General features: G+C 63.8%; 16 protein-coding genes. 8 read left to right on the top strand and 8 right to left on the bottom strand.

Going from position 1 to position 17,012, the window contains the following annotated elements; all coding sequences use genetic code 11:
- The first annotated feature begins 277 nt into the window (after window positions 1-277).
- From ycaC (JKP78_RS08645) to JKP78_RS08630, 4 genes are all read left to right on the top strand, one after another.
- Entirely contained in the window at window positions 278-907 is a 630-nt protein-coding gene (gene ycaC, locus JKP78_RS08645; RefSeq protein WP_200626548.1) for an isochorismate family cysteine hydrolase YcaC, read from the top strand.
- 115 nt (window positions 908-1,022) lie between these two features.
- On the top strand, window positions 1,023-1,589 hold the full coding sequence (locus JKP78_RS08640; RefSeq protein ID WP_200626547.1) for an antibiotic biosynthesis monooxygenase: 567 nt from the start codon (window positions 1,023-1,025) through the stop codon (window positions 1,587-1,589).
- Between the two features lie 38 nt (window positions 1,590-1,627).
- Window positions 1,628-2,446 (top strand): alpha/beta fold hydrolase, encoded by an 819-nt coding sequence (locus JKP78_RS08635; protein ID WP_200626546.1) that lies wholly within the window; start codon window positions 1,628-1,630, stop codon window positions 2,444-2,446.
- A 367-nt stretch (window positions 2,447-2,813) separates the two neighbouring features.
- Entirely contained in the window at window positions 2,814-4,655 is a 1,842-nt protein-coding gene (locus JKP78_RS08630) for an amidohydrolase (protein ID WP_186684431.1), read from the top strand.
- Window positions 4,656-4,821: 166 nt separating this feature from the next.
- On the opposite strand, the gene JKP78_RS08625 is transcribed toward JKP78_RS08630, so the two are convergent.
- The 3 genes from JKP78_RS08625 to JKP78_RS08615 form a co-directional block, all read right to left on the bottom strand.
- Complete coding sequence (locus JKP78_RS08625; protein ID WP_200626545.1) at window positions 4,822-6,420, bottom strand: MFS transporter; 1,599 nt, start codon at window positions 6,418-6,420, stop codon at window positions 4,822-4,824.
- A gap of 2 nt (window positions 6,421-6,422) precedes the next feature.
- Complete coding sequence (locus tag JKP78_RS08620) at window positions 6,423-7,685, bottom strand: OprD family porin (protein ID WP_200626544.1); 1,263 nt, start codon at window positions 7,683-7,685, stop codon at window positions 6,423-6,425.
- An 83-nt stretch (window positions 7,686-7,768) separates the two neighbouring features.
- The gene (locus JKP78_RS08615; protein ID WP_186684067.1) at window positions 7,769-8,626 is read right to left on the bottom strand and encodes a LysR family transcriptional regulator; all 858 of its coding nucleotides are present in this window, start codon (window positions 8,624-8,626) and stop codon (window positions 7,769-7,771) included.
- Window positions 8,627-8,754: 128 nt separating this feature from the next.
- On the opposite strand from JKP78_RS08615, the gene JKP78_RS08610 reads away from it, so the two are divergent.
- Window positions 8,755-9,954, top strand: a complete 1,200-nt coding sequence (locus JKP78_RS08610) for a YbfB/YjiJ family MFS transporter (RefSeq protein ID WP_200626543.1) — start codon at window positions 8,755-8,757, stop codon at window positions 9,952-9,954.
- On the opposite strand, the gene JKP78_RS08605 is transcribed toward JKP78_RS08610, so the two are convergent.
- Window positions 9,915-10,826, bottom strand: a complete 912-nt coding sequence (locus tag JKP78_RS08605; RefSeq protein WP_186684071.1) for a LysR substrate-binding domain-containing protein — start codon at window positions 10,824-10,826, stop codon at window positions 9,915-9,917. The two genes, JKP78_RS08610 and JKP78_RS08605, sit on opposite strands and share 40 nt — an antisense overlap.
- Before the next feature lie 280 nt (window positions 10,827-11,106).
- Between JKP78_RS08605 and ycaC (JKP78_RS08600) the strand changes: the two genes are divergently transcribed.
- Window positions 11,107-11,736: an isochorismate family cysteine hydrolase YcaC gene (gene ycaC / locus JKP78_RS08600; RefSeq protein ID WP_186684073.1), complete on the top strand. Its 630-nt coding sequence runs from the start codon at window positions 11,107-11,109 to the stop codon at window positions 11,734-11,736.
- 195 nt (window positions 11,737-11,931) lie between these two features.
- Here the strand turns inward: ycaC (JKP78_RS08600) and JKP78_RS08595 are convergent, their stop codons facing one another.
- The 4 genes from JKP78_RS08595 to JKP78_RS08580 all read right to left on the bottom strand — a co-directional run bounded on the left by JKP78_RS08595 (window position 11,932) and on the right by JKP78_RS08580 (window position 15,708).
- Window positions 11,932-12,288, bottom strand: coding sequence for a PBECR2 nuclease fold domain-containing protein (locus JKP78_RS08595; RefSeq protein ID WP_200626542.1), 357 nt, complete (start codon window positions 12,286-12,288; stop codon window positions 11,932-11,934).
- Window positions 12,281-12,511, bottom strand: a complete 231-nt coding sequence (locus tag JKP78_RS08590) for a hypothetical protein (protein WP_200626541.1) — start codon at window positions 12,509-12,511, stop codon at window positions 12,281-12,283. Before JKP78_RS08590 ends, JKP78_RS08595 begins: the two co-directional genes overlap by 8 nt.
- A 194-nt stretch (window positions 12,512-12,705) precedes the next feature.
- Complete coding sequence (locus tag JKP78_RS08585) at window positions 12,706-14,493, bottom strand: monovalent cation:proton antiporter-2 (CPA2) family protein (protein WP_200626540.1); 1,788 nt, start codon at window positions 14,491-14,493, stop codon at window positions 12,706-12,708.
- A gap of 237 nt (window positions 14,494-14,730) precedes the next feature.
- A complete protein-coding gene (locus JKP78_RS08580; RefSeq protein ID WP_186684432.1) occupies window positions 14,731-15,708 on the bottom strand; it encodes a GlxA family transcriptional regulator in 978 nt (325 codons plus the stop codon).
- A 181-nt stretch (window positions 15,709-15,889) separates the two neighbouring features.
- Here JKP78_RS08580 and JKP78_RS08575 point away from each other — a divergent pair, with 181 nt between their 5' ends.
- Entirely contained in the window at window positions 15,890-16,252 is a 363-nt protein-coding gene (locus JKP78_RS08575) for a helix-turn-helix domain-containing protein (protein ID WP_186684077.1), read from the top strand.
- A gap of 72 nt (window positions 16,253-16,324) precedes the next feature.
- Entirely contained in the window at window positions 16,325-16,951 is a 627-nt protein-coding gene (gene ycaC, locus JKP78_RS08570; protein WP_200626539.1) for an isochorismate family cysteine hydrolase YcaC, read from the top strand.
- Window positions 16,952-17,012: the final 61 nt, after the last annotated feature.

Raw genomic sequence — 17,012 nt, 5'->3', positions numbered from 1 at the left:
GCAGGTTGGCCGGACAGGCAATGGGGCCTGTGCCGGCCTCTTCGCGCCTAAAGCCGCCCCCACAGGTACTGCGCACGATTCAAATCCAGCGCAATCCCTGTGGGAGCGGCTTTAGCCGCGAAGAGGCCGGTACAGCCTACACAAAACCATCGTTCATAAAACAGAACGCTAGAGCCAAGAATCGCTATCTACCGCCAAAAAGGTCATGGTTTTAATCTTCTCCCATCAACGCGAAACACCCAACTTACTGAACTTCAAAACCTTAGGAGCAACGACCATGACCAACTTCAAATACAACCGCCTGAACAAAGACGACGCCGCTGTCCTGCTGGTCGACCACCAGGCTGGCCTGCTGTCGCTGGTGCGCGACATCGAGCCGGACGCGTTCAAGAACAACGTGCTGGCGCTGGCCGACCTGGCCACGTTCTTCAAGCTGCCGACCATCCTCACCACCAGCTTCGAGCAAGGCCCCAACGGCCCGCTGGTTCCCGAGCTGAAAGCGCTGTTCCCGGACGCCCCGTACATCGCCCGCCCAGGCCAGATCAATGCCTGGGACAACGAAGACTTCGTCAAGGCAGTGAAGGCCACCGGCAAGAAGCAGCTGATCATCGCCGGCGTGGTGACCGAGGTCTGTGTGGCCTTCCCGGCGCTGTCGGCCCTGGAAGAAGAGTTCGAAGTGTTCGTGGTGACCGACGCCTCTGGCACCTTCAATGCCATGACCCGTGACGCCGCGCACGACCGCATGAGCCAGGCCGGTGCGCAGCTGATGACCTGGTTCGGCGTGGCCTGCGAGCTGCACCGCGACTGGCGCAACGACATCGAAGGCCTGGCGGCGCTGTGCTCCAACCACATTCCGGACTACCGCAACCTGATGACCAGCTACAACGCCTTCAACGCCAACAAGTAAGCCACGGTCCCGGGCGCCGCCAGTCGGTGCCCGGCCAGTGCAGCACACCCGTCCAATCCTCCGCCCGTCCGTCGTTGCACAGTTGCTGCGGGCAAGCTCATCCCAAGGAACGCCGATGAACACCGCATTCCAAGACAACCGCAACGTGGTGACCCTGGTCATCCAGCACAAGGTCCGCACCGCGTCGCTGGCCGCCTACGAAGTCTGGCTCAAGCGCACGGTCAGCGCTGCGCGCCGGCAGCCTGGGCACCTGGACGTCAATGTCATCCGCCCCGATGACGGCGGGCTGCACTTCACCACCGTGGTGCGCTTCGCCGACGCCAGCCTGTTGCAGGCCTGGGTCAACTCGGCCGAGCGCCAGGCACTGGTCAACGAAGTATTGCCATTGCTCGAAGGCGGAGACCACACCCAGGTGCATGACGACCCGGAGTTCTGGTTCACCCCGCCGAGTAACCGCGCGGCGCAACCGCCGCGTTGGAGGCAGGCGCTGCTGACCTACCTGGTGATCTGCCCGATGACCCTGATCGTTCCGCATCTGTTGGCGCCGCTGTTCGCGCGCTTTCCGCAGTTGGGTGGCGCAATCACCGGCAACCTGATCGGCAACCTGTTCGTCATCCTGCCCGTGGTGTTCTACATCATGCCCTGGGTCACCCGTCGCTGCGCCAACTGGTTGCGCGGCTGAGCAAGCCTTCACCTCGACATTTTCAAGGAGATACCAACATGAGCACGTTCGTTACCCGCGATGGCACTTCGATCTATTACAAGGACTGGGGCAGTGGCAAGCCTGTGCTGTTCAGCCATGGCTGGCCGTTGGATGCCGACATGTGGGATTCGCAGATGGAGTTCCTGGCCAGCCGCGGTTACCGCGCCATCGCCTTCGACCGCCGTGGCTTTGGCCGTTCGAGCCAGCCGTGGAGCGGCTACGACTACGACACCTTCGCCGACGACATCGCCCAGCTGATCGAACACCTCGACCTGCGTGAGGTGACCCTGGTGGGCTTCTCGATGGGTGGTGGCGATGTCAGCCGCTACATTGCCCGTCACGGTAGCGAGCGTGTGGCCGGCCTGGTCTTGCTCGGTGCGGTGACGCCGATCTTCGGCAAGCGTGACGATAACCCACAGGGTGTCGACCAGTCGGTGTTCGAAGGCATCCGCGCCGGTCTGCGTGCCGACCGGGCGCAGTTCATCGCCGATTTCGCCACGCCGTTCTATGGCCTGAACCATGGGCAGCAGGTGTCCCAGGGCGTGCAGACGCAAACCTTGAACATCGCGCTGATGGCGTCGATCAAGGGCACCCTGGACTGCGTGACGGCATTCTCCGAGACCGACTTCCGCCCGGACATGGCCAAGGTCGATGTGCCGACCCTGGTGATCCATGGCGACGACGACCAGATCGTGCCGTTCGAGACCACCGGCAAGCAGGCGGCGGAACTGATTCGTGGGGCTGAACTGAAGGTGTATGCCGGAGCGCCGCACGGGTTTGCCGTGACGCATGCGCAGCAGCTGAACGAGGACCTGTTGGCGTTCTTGCAGAAGTAATTGTGCCAGGCATTCGCGGGCTCGCCCGCTCCCACAGGTACGGCGCAGGCCTCAGGCCTTGTGACCTACCTGTGGGAAACGGGCTTGCCCGCGAAGAGGCCGGCCCAGGCAGCACAAAGCTTGAACAGGGCTAACCTTCTACAACCCACCGCACATCCATCCAAGCCCTGGCCTTGCACCAACCGGCATGCTCCGCAGTTGCGCCTGCCGGCGCCGCCACCAGACGGAGAAGACCATGTCCCAGGACCGCAACGACAAGACCCGTCGCCAGTTCCTCGCCACCAGCAGCGTGCTCGGTGCCGCCGGCGCGCTCTGGTCCGCATTGCCCTTTACCGGTTCCGCTTACGCATCCACTCAAGGAGGTTCCATGACCGCCGACCTGATTCTGTTCAACGGCAAACTGCACACCGTTGATCGTGAAAAGCCCATCGCGACCGCCGTCGCCATCAAGGATGGCCGCTTCATCGCCGTGGGTAACGACGCCGAGGCCATGGCCCACAAGGGCGCCTCCACGCAAATTATCGACCTCAAGCAGCGCACGGTCATTCCGGGCCTGAATGACTCGCACCTGCACCTGATTCGTGGCGGCCTGAACTACAACCTGGAGCTGCGCTGGGAAGGCGTACCCTCGGTGGCCGATGCCCTGCGCATGCTCAAGGACCAGGCCGCGCGCACGCCTACCCCGCAATGGGTGCGCGTGGTCGGTGGCTGGAACGAATTCCAGTTCGCCGAAAAACGTATGCCCACCCTGGAAGAGATCAACCAGGCCGCGCCGGACACGCCAGTGTTCCTGCTGCATCTGTATGACCGCGCATTGCTCAACCGCGCTGCGCTCAAGGCTGTCGGCTACAGCAAGGACACGCCTAACCCGCCGGGTGGCGAGATCCAGCGCGACAAGTTCGGCAACCCGACCGGCATGCTGATCGCCCGCCCCAACGCGATGATCCTCTACGCCACCCTGGCCAAGGGGCCGAAGTTGCCGCTGGAGTACCAGGTCAACTCTACCCGCCAGTTCATGCGTGAACTCAATCGCCTGGGCCTGACCAGCGCCATCGATGCCGGTGGCGGGTACCAGAACTTCCCGGACGACTATCAGGTGATCCAGCAACTGGCCGACAACAACCAGTTGACCGTGCGCATCGCCTACAACCTGTTCACCCAGAAACCCAAGGAAGAGCTGGACGACTTCCGTAAGTGGACCTCCAGCGTCAAGCTGCACAGCGGCACCGACTTCCTGCGCCACAACGGCGCCGGCGAGATGCTGGTGTTCTCCGCCGCCGACTTCGAGGACTTCCTCGAGCCGCGCCCGGACCTGCCGCAGACCATGGAGCAAGAGCTGGAGCCGGTGGTGCGCCACCTGGTCGAACAGCGCTGGCCATTCCGCCTGCACGCCACCTACAACGAATCGATCACGCGCATGCTCGACGTGTTCGAGAAGGTCAACCGCGACATTCCGTTCAATGGCCTGCCGTGGTTCTTCGACCACGCCGAAACCATCACCCCGCAGAACATCGAACGCGTGCGTGCGCTGGGCGGTGGCATCGCCATCCAGGACCGCATGGCCTTCCAGGGTGAGTACTTCGTCGACCGCTACGGCGCCAAGGCTGCCGAGCAGACCCCGCCGATCAAGCGCATGCTCGACATGGGCGTGCCGGTGGGTGCCGGTACCGACGCTACTCGCGTGTCCAGCTACAACCCATGGACCTCGCTGTACTGGCTGGTCAGCGGCAAGACCGTCGGCGGCATGGAGCTGTACCCGGAAGGTCTCAGCCGTGACACCGCATTGCAGCTGTTTACCCAGGGCAGTGCCTGGTTCTCCAGCGAGCAGGGCAAGAAGGGGCAGATCAAGGTGGGCCAGCTGGCCGACCTGGCGGCACTGTCGCTGGACTTCTTCAGCGTCGACGAAGAAGCGATCAAGGGCATCGAGTCGGTGCTGACCGTGGTAGATGGCAAGGTGGTGTACGCCGCGGCAGAGTTCGACAAGCTCGGCCCGCCACAGGTGCCGGTGCTGCCGGAGTGGTCGCCGGTGACCAAGGTACCGGGCCACTGGCGCGTCGGTACGCCATCGCTGGCGGCAGTGGCGCACCAGTGCGTCGGGCCTTGCGGGGTACATGCGCACAGTCATGAGAAAGCACGGCATTCGAATGTGCCAGTGAATGACTTCCAGGGCTTCTGGGGGGCGCTGGGTTGTTCGTGCTTCGCTTTCTAAGCTGAGCTGATGTGAAGAAGGGGCCAGTATCTGGTCCCTTTTTTTGTTCCTTCAGTGCTGGCCTCTTCGCGGGCTCGCCCGCTCCCACAGGTACACCACAGCCCTCAGGCTTTGTGCGATCCCTGTGGGAGCGGGCGAGCCCGCGAAGAGGCCGGAAAAGCCAACATCAATGGTGAGCCTTGTGCTCACCTCCAGCCAACAGATGCCGGATCTTCACTTCCACCCCATCGGTCTGCAACATCCGCACTCGGGCCTCGATCTTCAGCTCACCCCGGGTCACCCGGTGGTGGTGCCGCAAATGCTCCAGCCACGACTCTTCAAAAAAGAACTCCAGCCACACTGCCGGATCGGCACTGTCGCGCATCAACCCCCACGACAATGCGCCATTGCGCTTGCGCATCGCCTCCAGCTCCCGCGCGGCCCGTTGGAAGGCTGCGGCCTTGGCCGGTTCGATATGGTATTCGACGGTGACCATCACCGGCCCGTTGTCCTGGTCGAGGTCATCGCTCAGCACCGGCACCGGCCAGTGCAGCGACGGTGTCAGCTCTTCGGCTTCGGTTTCCGGCAGCGTCACCCTGCAGGTCAGCAGGGTGCCGAAGGCCAGCCCGCCTGCGGCCAGCAGCAAGCTCAAGGTGATCGATGCATGACTGGCCAGCGTGCCCCACAGCAGCCCGCCAGCGGCCATGGCACCAAAGAAGATCAGGATGTACACCGACAATGCCCGCGCCCGTACCCAGGCCGGCACCGAGGTCTGCGCCGCCACTTGCAGGTTGGACAGCACCGCGATCCACGCCGCGCCGCTGAGCAGCATCGCCGGCAATAGCACATAAAAGTTGCGCACCAGCGCCAGGGCCAACAGGAACAGGGCATACAGCAGGCTGGCCAGCATCACCAGGCGGTCGCGACTGATGCGTTCGCGCAGGCGTGGCAGCAAGGTGGCGCCAGCCACTGCGCCAATTCCGATGGCCGCCAGCAGCAAGCCGAAATCTGCTGCGCTGCCGCGCATCTCGCCACGCACGATCAGCGGCAGCAGTGACGTACCGGCACTGGCGCAGAAAAAGAACGCCAGCGCGCGTAGCATCACCGCCTGCAACGGCTTGGCACTGCGGGCAAAGCGCAACCCGGTGCGCATGGCACCAACGAAGCGCTCGGCCGGCAGCAGTGGCTCCTTCACCTCGCGTTTCCACAGGAACAACACTAGGATCACGCCAGCGAACGAGACGGCATTCAGGGCAAAGGTCAGCCACGGGCCGACCAGGCTCACCACCACCCCTGCCAATGCCGGGCCGATGGCGCGGGACACGTTGATGCCGACACTGGAAAGCGCCACTGCGTTGGCCAGGTCCTGCTTGCCCACCAACTCCGGCGTCAGCGCGCTCCACGCCGGCATCATCAACGCCGTACCGATGCCCAGCGCCAGGGTCAGCGCCAGCAGCAAGGTGACGTTCATCAGCCCGAGCAGGGTCAAGGCTGCCAGCACAACGGCCACGCCGGACATCCACAGCTGCACCAGCAGCAGGTAGCGGCGTTTGTCGACGATGTCCGCCGCGGCGCCGGCCGGCAGGGCCAGGAAGAACATCGGCAGCGAGCCGGCCACCTGGATCAGCGCCACATGCAGCGGGCTCGCCGACAGCGTGGTCATCAGCCAGCCGGCGCCCACCTCGTGCATCCAGGTGCCGATGTTCGAGGCAATGGTGGCGATCCACAGCATGCGGAAGGTGGTGTTGCGCAACGGGCTCCAGGCGCCTGAAGGGGATGTGCTCATGATCAGAAGCTGCCTTTGAGTGGGTATTCGATGATCAGGTAGAGGCGATCGATGTCATCGCCGGCCTGGGCCTGGTTGGCGCGGTGGCTGACATGGGAGAGCGACAGGCTCAGGTCCTTGGCGGCGCCCGACTGCACCAGGTATTTCAGGTCGATGTCGCGCTCCCAATGCTTGCCGCCATCGCCATATTGGCCTACGTAGGCGCCGCGCGCCGGGGCGTGGCTGCCGTCGATGCCACGGCCGCTGACGTAGCGGCCCATCAGGCTCAGACCAGGCACGCCGAGGGTGGCGAAATCGAGGTCATAGCGCATTTGCCATGAGCGCTCGCCGGGGCCATTGAAGTCGGCGTACTTGATCGAGTTGGCCAGGTAGATGGAGTCGCCTCCGACGAAGTCGAACGGGGTAGCGCCTTCGACCTTCTGGTAGGCCAGGCTCAGCGCCTGGGCGCCGAAGCTGTATCTGCCCAGCAAGCTGTAGGCGAGGGTATCGATCGCCCCGGCGCTGGCGTTGCCGGTGTCGCGGGTCTTGTACAGGTTACCGTCCAGGCGCCAGCTGCCCTCGGCAAGGTTCAGGTTGAGATAGGCCTGGCGCCAGGTGTCCTGCAGCTGCCCGGCGTACAGCGCAGCGCCGAATGGGCCTGGGGGCGCGAAGGTAGCGCCGGCCAGGCTGATGGCGCGGTTCTCGGTGCTGGCGCCGTAGCCGCTGAAATCATCATGGGTAGCGCTGTTGTCCTGGTTGTTGAAGGCGGTGAAGCGCCCGGCCTGCAGGTGCCAGTCGGGCAGGCTGCGGTTCTCCAGCAACCAGCCGGTGGCGTATTCCGGGTGCAGGCGTTTGTCGGCGGTATCGAACACCGGGGTTTCCACGGTCATCTCGCCGTAGCGCAGCTGGGTGTCGCCCAGGCGCAGCTTGAGTGCGGCGCCGGCACTGGAATAGTCGGACTCGGCACGGCCATCGCTGTCGCGCGGCAGCAGGCCGGTACCGGCATGGCCGCGGCCACCGTCGAGCTTGAGGCCGAGAAAACCGTGGGCATCGATACCGACGCCGAGCGTGCCCTCGGTGAAGCCGGAACGGATGTCGCCGATGAAGCCCTGGGCCCATTCCTGGCGGTAGTTCTGGCCGCTGGCGGAGGGTGAGCGGAAGTCGCTGTGCAGGAAATAATTGCGGCTGAGCAGCGACCAGCCAGCTTCGTCGGCCTGGCTGAGCAACGGGCAGAGGGCAAGGGTGGTGAGCAGGACGCGGCCTGGTCCGGGGTTGGCGCGGATCATGGGGGCTCCAGCGGGGATGATCCGGGACTATGGCTGAAGCATAGGCCAGCGGTCTTGTAAGGGTGTGCTGGAAGGCAAGTCGGCTAGTCAGCGAAAGCCTGCACGATAGCTTCGATCACCGCCCGCACGCGTGCCGTACGCCGCACATCCTGATGGGTCACCAGCCAGATGTCATAAGGCTTGCCGTGCGCCCACACCTGCTGCAACCCATCCCGCTCGCCCAGCGGCACCGGCAACTCGCCCAGCCCGAGCCCGCTGGCCAGTGCCCGCCGCACCATCAACCCCGATGTGCAGGTCATGGCAATCCGCCCGCGCGCGATCGGCTCACCGGCCAGCATCACCTCCTTGCCGCTGTCCAGATAAGGTTGGTAGACCACCAGCTCATGCCCGGCAAACCTGCTGCCTGGCGCGGGTTCGCCAAAGCGCTGCAGATAATCCCGTGAGGCGAACAGGCCACTGTGCCAGCGCGCCAGCCGGCGCACCACCAGCTCCGGGTTGTCCGGTTTTTGCGTGCGCACGGCAATATCCGCTTCGCGCTGGCTGAGGTTGAGCATTTGCGTGGATGCCTGCAACTGCACCTCTATTCCCGGATGATCCATGCGCAGCCGGGCAACCGCAGGGATGATGAAGTCCAGGGCGAAGGAGTCGGTAGTGGTGACCCGGACCACGCCGCTAAGGCGGTCGTCGAGGCCGAGTACCTGCCGCTGCAGGCCGGCGGCGGCGGCTTCCATCGCGACGGCTGCGCGCATCGCCGCTTCGCCAGCGGGAGTCAGCGAATAGCCATTGGCCGCACGCAGGAACAGCGTGGCGTGCAGCGCCTGTTCCAGCGAAGCAAGCCGGCGGCCGACAGTCGCCTGGTCGACACCCAGGCTGCGGGCTGCGCCGCGCAGCGTCCGCTCCCGGCACAGGGCGAGAAAAACACGGGTGTCGTCCCAGTTCATCAGGTTGTCCTCCATGATGCAAAAGTGCATGCCTGCAATGAGAAATCGCTGCGTTATTTCATCGCCTTGCGACTTTATGCTTTTCCCATCGCCATCAACAAGCGCTGCCTGCGGCGCAAGGGAAGAACATGACTGCAGAAACTCAACGCACGCCCTGGCTGCCGATCTGGGCCGGGCTGTGTGCCAGCCTGGTCGGTATCGGCCTGGCGCGGTTTGCCTATACACCGCTGGTGCCGGCACTGATCGAGGCGCACTGGTTCGCGAGCTCGGCGGTGGTCTACCTGGGCGCGGCCAACCTTGCCGGCTACCTGGTCGGCGCCCTGGCCGGCAGACCGCTGGCAAGGCGCTGGTCGAGCGCAGCGGTGCTGCGCGGCATGATGGTGTTGGTCAGCCTGGCATTCCTGGCCTGCGCCTGGCCGCTGTCGGTTGCCTGGTTCTTTGCCTGGCGCCTGCTGTCGGGGGTTGCTGGCGGGGTGATCATGGTGCTGGCGGCCAGCGCGATCCTGCCGCATGTCGCTGCCACGCGGCGGGGCCTGGCCAGTGGTGCGATCTTCCTTGGCATTGGCCTGGGCATCGCCGGTGCTGCCAGCCTGGTACCGTGGCTGCTGGGCAAAGGGCTGCAGGAAACCTGGTTCGGGCTGGCCGCGTTGTCACTTTTGCTCAGCCTCAGCAGCTGGCTCGGGTGGCCGGCCGAGCAGGAGCATCAACAGGGCAGCCATGCACCGGGCCCGGCAGCAGTTTCACCGGCGGTGCTGGTACTGTTCGGGCAGTACGCGCTGATGGCCACCGCTTTGGTGGCGCCGATGATGTTTCTGGTGGACTACGTCAGCCGTGGGCTGGGTGCGGGTACCCATGCCGGTGCAATGATCTGGGGTTTGTATGGCCTGGGGGCGATCGCCGGCCCGGTGCTCTACGGGTTGCTGGCTGATCATCTGGGGGCGCGTGCCGGCATCCGCTGGGTGTTGCTGGCACAGCTGGCTGCCCTGGCTGTGTTGCTGGGTAGCCACGACTTGCGCCTGCTGGGGGCCGCAGCGCTGTTGATCGGCTCGTTCCCGCCCGGCATCGTGCCGCTGGCGTTGGCGCGGGTCCATCAACTGGTGCCGGGGCATGCCCGACAGAATGCTACCTGGAGCCGTGCTACGGTGTCCTTCGCCAGCTTCCAGGCCATTGCCGGCTACGCCTATTCGGCGCTGTTCGCCGCCAGCGGTGGCCACTACGGCGTGCTGTTTGCCGTGGCGGCCGCTGCCGTGGTGCTGGCACTGCTGGTGGATATGCTGGTCCGGGACAATCAAGCCATGTCGCTGATGGCGAACTCCTCGGCCAGGTGATCGATCAAGGCCCGTACCGAGGGCAGCAAACCGCGCCGCGACGGGAAGATCGCGTGCACAATGCCGCAGCGCGGGTGCCAACCCGGCAACAGCTCCACCAGCCGCCCGGCCACCAGGTCCTCGCGCACCGCCACCCGCGGCAGGTGCGCGATGCCCACGCCGGCGACGACGAAATGACGCAGTGCGAACAGGTCGTCGGTGACCATGCGGGGCGTATGCGGGATGACGATACTGTGGCTGGTGTCCTCGCCCTGGAACAGCTCCCAGTGGTATTCGCGCTGGGCGCTGCCCCAGTGCAGGCTGGGCAGCGTGCCGAGCAGTTGCGGGTCGAAGCCTTTGGGCAGTTGCTCCAGATACTGCGGCTGGCCGACCAGGCATTGGGTACTGTTGCTCAGCACCTTCATCACCATGTCGGTGTTTTCCAGTGGCGGGAAGCGCACCCGCAGAGCGACGTCGAAACCTTCGTGCAGCAGGTCGACGCGGCGGTTGGTGCTCTCGATGAACAGTTCCACCTGCGGGTACTTGAGCATGTAGCGGGTCAGCATCGGCCCGACCCAGGAGTTGAGCAGGGTCGTCGGGCAGCTGATGCGTACCAGGCCGCGCGGTTCGCTGCGGTTGCGTTCGATGATCTCCGCCGCGCCCTCGGCTTCCACGCGCATGGCCAGGCAGCGGTTGTAGTAGGCCTGGCCGATCTCGGTGAGCGAACAATGGCGGCTGGTGCGGTGCAGCAGGCGCACGCCCAGGCGGTCTTCAAGGTCGGCGATGCGCCGGCTGAGCTTTGACTTGGGCATGTCCAGCGCCCGCCCGGCCGGGGCGAAACCGCCATGCTCGACTACCTGGGTGAAGTAGTAGAGGGAGTTAAGGTCTTCCAATGATCGGTCTCCGGGTACTTGGTTGCCTGTGCCGGCCCTTTCGCGGGTAAACCCGCTCCCACAGGTGCTGCACAGCGCTCAAGCCCGGCGCTATCCCTGTGGGAGCGGGTTTACCCGCGAAGAGGCCGGTACAGCCCCTGCAAATCCATCGTTCATATATCAGAACGCTAAAGCCAAATTCTGCTATCTACCGCCGTAAAGGTGATGATTTTAATCTGTGCCCATCAACACGAAACACCCCGGATTGCTGAAAAATTCATAAACCTTAGGAGCACAGACCATGAGCAAATTCACCTACAACCGCCTGAACAAAGACGACGCCGCTGTCCTGCTGGTCGACCACCAGGCTGGCCTGCTGTCGCTGGTGCGTGACATCGAGCCGGACGCGTTCAAGAACAACGTGCTGGCGCTGGCCGACCTGGCCAAGTTCTTCAACCTGCCGACCATCCTCACCACCAGCTTCGAGCAAGGCCCCAACGGCCCGCTGGTTCCCGAGCTGAAAGCGCTGTTCCCAGATGCCCCGTACATCGCCCGCCCAGGCCAGATCAACGCCTGGGACAACGAAGACTTCGTCAAGGCAGTGAAGGCCACCGGCAAGAAGCAGCTGATCATCGCCGGCGTGGTGACCGAGGTCTGTGTGGCCTTCCCGGCGCTGTCGGCCTTGGAAGAAGAGTTCGAAGTGTTCGTGGTGACCGACGCATCTGGCACCTTCAACTCCATGACCCGCGACGCCGCCCACGACCGCATGAGCCAGGCCGGTGCACAGCTGATGACCTGGTTCGGCGTGGCCTGTGAACTGCACCGCGACTGGCGCAACGACATTGAAGGGCTGGCGGCGCTGTGCTCCAACCATATTCCGGACTATCGCAATCTGATTACCAGCTATAACGCTCTGACTGCGGCTAAGTAACATCAAGCAACTTGATGGATGGCCTCTGCCGGAGGCCATCGTTGACTAGGGCCAAGAGTGTTGTTAGCGTTTCACCTGAGCGCGAAACCAGCTGCCATTCAGCGGCATTAGCTGGTGTAGGAACCCCGTCGATGGCTGAATCATCAGCGTCGGGTGAGACCTCCACACCCCGGCTTGAGGGTGTGTATATGAATATCAAGCACGGACATAGGGCCACTGGTGACAGTGGCCCTTTTCGTTGCTCGCCAGAAAGGTGTACCGCTTGTAAAGCAGCTTACCGTGGCGATGCTTGTTCAGTGCCTTTGCATCGCATTGCATGAAATTCCACAGCATTTTGCCTCTATCGAGCGTCACGACCACCAGCCTCTGCCGCTTGGTTTCGTAGACGCCAATGAAGGCCAGCCTGTGGGTGCGATTGGTGTAGGCGACCTGCCAGATCTCAAATGGTCCGAGCAGCGTATCCAGCGCTACTTTCACATAGCGTTCTCGGGCGTCTTGCCGCTTTTCGAAGATGTGATAGAGACAGCTCCGCTGAATCCGAACATCACCCATTGGGCGTTTTGACAGTTACAACACCGGCTTTATCTGTATCCAAACCCAGATACTGTGCAGCGAATTCAATTGCGGAGTCATGCGAATCGGCAGCAGCCAGCTCTTCGATAGCCTGGGCACGTAATTCACGTGCAAGCGTTCTGAGGTCCGGTAGTTTTTCATCCAGCCAAGTGCTCTGGCCTTTCTTCTCGGCGATCTTCGCGACTGGGTTGTTGGGGCTCAATGCAATACCTGGCTGCGACCAGTGTCGCTGACGCGATGGCGGCAAGTGAGCCTAGGGAGAAGGGTTTCCTCGAACAATCAGACGGGGAGTGACTCGTCTTGTAGGGCGTTTCCTAAATGGGGTTCCAGCAGTCCCGCTATCGCGAGGCAAAAAAAAGAGGGCTGAGCCCTCTTCCTATGTTTATGCGCCTTCCTTCAATCCGCATCCGAAGCAAACAACCGCTCCAACTCCACCCGCGCCTCCTTGGCCGTCTGCATTACCTTGGCCCGGTCATCGCGCACCTGCCCCTGGGCCACCAGCACCTCTTCGTCATGCTGGGTAAACCGCTCGATGCGGTCTGCCGCCTGTTCGTCGCTCAAGCCCAACCCCACCAATGCCCGGCGGGTCATCTCGAGACTGGAGTAGAACGTCTCGCGAATCGGTTCGGCACCGGCATCCACGAGTTTGTGCACATGCTGGCGGTTACGCGCTCGGGCGAGCACTTTCAGGTGCGGGTACAGGCGTTTGACCCGCTCTGCCGTATGGATGGCGGCCTCCGGATCATCGATGGTGATGATGAAATACTCCGCCTCACCCACCTTGGCCGCATGCAGCACCTCAGGCCGCAGCGGGTCGCCGTAGAACACCGGCACCTGTTCGAACATGCGCGTCATCTCGATGGTGTCCACCGATGTTTCCAGGGCAATGAACGGGATCTTCTGGGCGCGCAGGATGCGCGCGACGATCTGGCCCATGCGGCCCATGCCGACGATCACCACCCGTGGCGTGTCGGTCTGGATCTGCTTGTACTGCTCAGGCACTTCACGCACCGCTTGCGGGCGCTTGAGGGCGCGGGCGCAGCTAATCATCAACAGCGGGGTAATCGCCATCGACAGGGTGATGGTCATCAACAGCAGGTCGTAGGTCTGGGTATCGAACAGGCCCTGGTCCTTGCCCAGCTTGAACACCACGAAGGCGAACTCGCCACCTGCGGCCAGCACCATGCCCAGGCGCAGCGCACTGGCGCTGCTCAGGCCACCGGCCAGACGGCCGACGCCGATCAGCAGCACCAGCTTCACCGCCACCAGCAACAGGGTCAGGCCCAGCAGCACCAACGGCATCTCCAGCAGCAGGCGCAGGTTGGCCCCCATGCCGACGCTGATGAAGAACAGCCCCAGCAGCAGGCCCTTGAACGGTTCGATCTGCGATTCCAGCTCGTGGCGGTACTCCGAATCGGCCAACAGCAGGCCGGCAAGGAACGCACCCAGGGCCATGGAGATACCGGCTTGTTCCATCAGCCAGGCGGTGCCGATCACCACCAGCAATGCGGTGGCCGTGGACACTTCCGGCAGGCGCGTGCGGGCCACGGCGCGAAATACCGGGCGCAGCAGGTAACGGCCACCGACGATGACCACGGCGATGCTGGCGAACACCTTCAGGCCATGCCCCAGGCTATCGCCACCGCTGGTGTCCGGACCGCTGGCGGCCAGCAGCGGGACCAGGGCAATCAGCGGGATCGCGGCAATGTCCTGGAACAGCAGGATGGCGAACGCCAGGCGGCCGTGTGGCGCGTTGAGCTGCTTGCTCTCGGCCAGGCTCTGCAGGCCGAGGGCGGTGGACGACAAGGCCAGGCCCAGGCCGAGCACGATGGCTGCCGGTAGCGTCTGGCTGAAGCCGAACAGGGCGATGGCGCCGATCACTGCGCCGGTCAGCAGCACCTGGGCGGTACCGACACCGAACACCGCCTTGCGCATCAGCCACAAGCGCTTGGGCGACAGTTCCAGGCCGATGATGAACAGCAGCAAGACCACGCCCAGTTCGGAAATGTGCGCCACGCTTTCGGTATCGCGGATCAGGCCGAGTGCCTGCGGGCCGATGATCACCCCGGCAAGCAGGTAGCCGAGCACGGCCCCCAGCTGCAGGCGCTTGGCCAGGGGGACAGCGAGGACCGCCGCGAGCAGGAAGATCACGGCGGTTTGCAGAAGGCTGCCTTCGTGTGGCATTGGCTCGTACTCCATGAGCTGCCGGGGCAGCATTAGACCAGTTTGGCGGACAATTCTGGGGGTTGTGATGGAGTCGGACAATCTGCTATTGCGGAGAAACATTGTCCCGGCCCAGGTGACAACCTGTGGTGGTCTCTTCGCGGGCACGCCCGCTCCCACAGGTACAACACTGCCCCTGAGGCCAGTGTTATCGCTGTGGGAGCGGGCGTGCCCGCGAAGAAGGCAGCGCAGATCCGACTATTCACCGCCACCAAACTGTGCCCGATACTGCGCCGGCGTCATGCCAATCCGTTCACAGAACACCTTGCGCATGTGCCGGTCGCTGCCAAACCCGCACCGTGCTGCCACCACCTTCAATGGCAGGTCACTGCCTTCCAGCAACTTGCGCGCGCGGTCGATGCGCGCGTTCTGCAGGTACTGCAACGGCGTGATGCCCACCTCGCGCTGGAACGTGCGGGCAAAGTTGCGCCCACTCATGGCCACCAGGTCGGCCATCTTCTGCACGGTGAACGCCTGCTCGATATGGTCGACGATGTATGCCTGTACCCGGGCAATCGGCGAGTCATCCCGCGGCACCGCCGCCAGCAACGGCCCATAGGGCGTTTGCCCGCCCTGGCGATGACGGGCGACCAGCAGCACTTTGGCCACGTCCAGGGCCAGCGCCTTGCCGTGATCTTCGGCGACCACCGCCAATGCCAGGTCGATACCTGCGGTGATGCCGCCCGAAGTGATCAGGCAGCGGTCGATCACATAGATCTGCTCGGTTTCGACCTTGGCCTGGGGAAACGCCTGGGCCAGGCGCTCTACGTAGTTCCAGTGGGTGGTGCAGCGATAGCCATCCAGCAGCCCGGCCCGCCCCAGCAGGAACACGCCGGTACAGATGGCGCCGAAGCGCCTGGCCCGGCGCACGGCCTGGGGCAGCCAGTGCTCGATCCCGGGCAGCGCGATGTCATAGGCCCCCGGGCCGCCAGGCACCAGCAGCAGGTCGACGGATTCCGGCAGGTCTTCCAGGCGCCGGTCAGCCAGCACTTTCAGGCCGCATGAGCCACGCACCGCTGCTGGTCCCTCGGCCAAGGTCAGCAGCCGGTACTGCCGTTCTGCAGGCAGGAACCGGTTGGCAATGGCGAATGCATCCATGGGGCCGGTGACATCCAGCAGCAACATATCGTTGAACAGCACCATGGCCACGGTGCGGTGGGCGGGTTTTTCCTGCATGCCTCTTTCGCCTTGAATGCCGGCCACTGGCAGCGGCCGGAAGCTGAATACGAAACGCATCTTAAGGTATCGGCAAAACAGCCTGGGCCAGCAGCGCACAATTAACAACAATTCAGGTTTGGCTCAGGACTTTGTCATGCGCCGGGGGCGAGACTTCCTGCCATTGAATAGGAGAGTTGCCATGCACCCTGGGACGCCCGAAGCGCCGCTGCAAACCCCCGGCGCACTAACGCCCGCGCGGCTGCGCCGGGCCAAGGAACTGATGTTGCACAGCCCGTTGTCGATCATCGAGATCGCCACGGTATGCAACCTCACCCGCAGCCATTTCTCCCGCGCGTTCAAAGTAGCTACCGGCCTGTCGCCCCAGGCCTGGCGCCTGCTGGCGCGCATGGAAAAGGCCAAGCGCCTGCTCGCCACCGAGGCGCCCATCACCCACGTGAGCCTGGAATGCGGCTTTTGCGACCAGGCCCATTTCACCCGCGCCTTCAGCCGTCTGGTCGGCCAGCCACCGAAGGCCTGGCGTCAGGCGCAGGTACTTTCTTAAGCCAAAGCTATCCGCCGGTATAACCCCTGCGGAGAGTGCCGGCCCGTTATCCCAACCCAAGGAGTCACCCCCATGAGCCAACCCGATTACAAGCGCTTGAACAAAGACGACGCCGTGGTGCTGCTGGTCGACCACCAGACCGGCCTGATCTCGCTGGTACAGGATTTCTCGCCCAACGAGTTCAAGAACAACGTGCTGGCGCTGGGCGACCTGGCCAAGTTCTTCGGCCTGCCGACCATCCTCACCACCAGCTTCGAGCAAGGCCCGAACGGCCCGCTGGTGCCCGAGCTGAAAGAAATGTTCCCGGACGCGCCCTACATTGCCCGCCCAGGCCAGATCAATGCCTGGGACAACGAAGACTTCGTCAAGGCAATCAAGGCCACTGGCCGCAAGCAGCTGATCATCGCCGGTGTGGTGACCGATGTGTGCGTGGCTTTCCCGACCCTGTCGGCGCTGGCGGAAGGCTTTGAAGTGTTCGTGGTGACCGATGCCTCGGGCACCTTCAACGAGACCGTGCAGCAGGCAGCCTGGGTGCGCATGACCCAGGCGGGTGCGCAGATGATGAACTGGTTCTCGGTGGCCTGTGAGCTGCATCGCGACTGGCGCAACGACATCGAAGGGCTGGCCAACCTGCTGTCGCAGCGCATCCCCAACTACCGCAACCTGATGAACAGCTATGCGGCCTTGAGCTCGCGTTGATGTAGACCTGCGCCGGCCCCATCGCGGGTTTATCCGCGAAGGGGCCGGTACAGGCTAGGCT

Origin of the sequence: Pseudomonas sp. LAM2023 (assembly GCF_016620375.1) — a bacterium.
GTDB classification, from domain to species: domain Bacteria; phylum Pseudomonadota; class Gammaproteobacteria; order Pseudomonadales; family Pseudomonadaceae; genus Aquipseudomonas; species Aquipseudomonas anuradhapurensis.
This window is presented reverse-complemented; position numbering and strand designations above follow the sequence as displayed.

Bases quoted from the DNA above. Each gene is read 5' to 3' on its own strand.
- JKP78_RS08635 (WP_200626546.1), top strand. From the start codon at position 1,628: ATGAGCACGTTCGTTACCCGCGATGGCACTTCGATCTATTACAAGGAC.
- JKP78_RS08575 (WP_186684077.1), top strand. From the start codon at position 15,890: ATGCACCCTGGGACGCCCGAAGCGCCGCTGCAAACCCCCGGCGCACTA.
- JKP78_RS08585 (WP_200626540.1), bottom strand. From the start codon at position 14,493: ATGCCACACGAAGGCAGCCTTCTGCAAACCGCCGTGATCTTCCTGCTC.
- JKP78_RS08595 (WP_200626542.1), bottom strand. From the start codon at position 12,288: ATGGGTGATGTTCGGATTCAGCGGAGCTGTCTCTATCACATCTTCGAA.
- ycaC (WP_200626548.1), top strand. From the start codon at position 278: ATGACCAACTTCAAATACAACCGCCTGAACAAAGACGACGCCGCTGTC.
- ycaC (WP_186684073.1), top strand. From the start codon at position 11,107: ATGAGCAAATTCACCTACAACCGCCTGAACAAAGACGACGCCGCTGTC.
- ycaC (WP_200626539.1), top strand. From the start codon at position 16,325: ATGAGCCAACCCGATTACAAGCGCTTGAACAAAGACGACGCCGTGGTG.
- JKP78_RS08610 (WP_200626543.1), top strand. From the start codon at position 8,755: ATGACTGCAGAAACTCAACGCACGCCCTGGCTGCCGATCTGGGCCGGG.
- JKP78_RS08630 (WP_186684431.1), top strand. From the start codon at position 2,814: ATGACCGCCGACCTGATTCTGTTCAACGGCAAACTGCACACCGTTGAT.
- JKP78_RS08615 (WP_186684067.1), bottom strand. From the start codon at position 8,626: ATGAACTGGGACGACACCCGTGTTTTTCTCGCCCTGTGCCGGGAGCGG.
- JKP78_RS08580 (WP_186684432.1), bottom strand. From the start codon at position 15,708: ATGCAGGAAAAACCCGCCCACCGCACCGTGGCCATGGTGCTGTTCAAC.
- JKP78_RS08620 (WP_200626544.1), bottom strand. From the start codon at position 7,685: ATGATCCGCGCCAACCCCGGACCAGGCCGCGTCCTGCTCACCACCCTT.
- JKP78_RS08625 (WP_200626545.1), bottom strand. From the start codon at position 6,420: ATGAGCACATCCCCTTCAGGCGCCTGGAGCCCGTTGCGCAACACCACC.
- JKP78_RS08640 (WP_200626547.1), top strand. From the start codon at position 1,023: ATGAACACCGCATTCCAAGACAACCGCAACGTGGTGACCCTGGTCATC.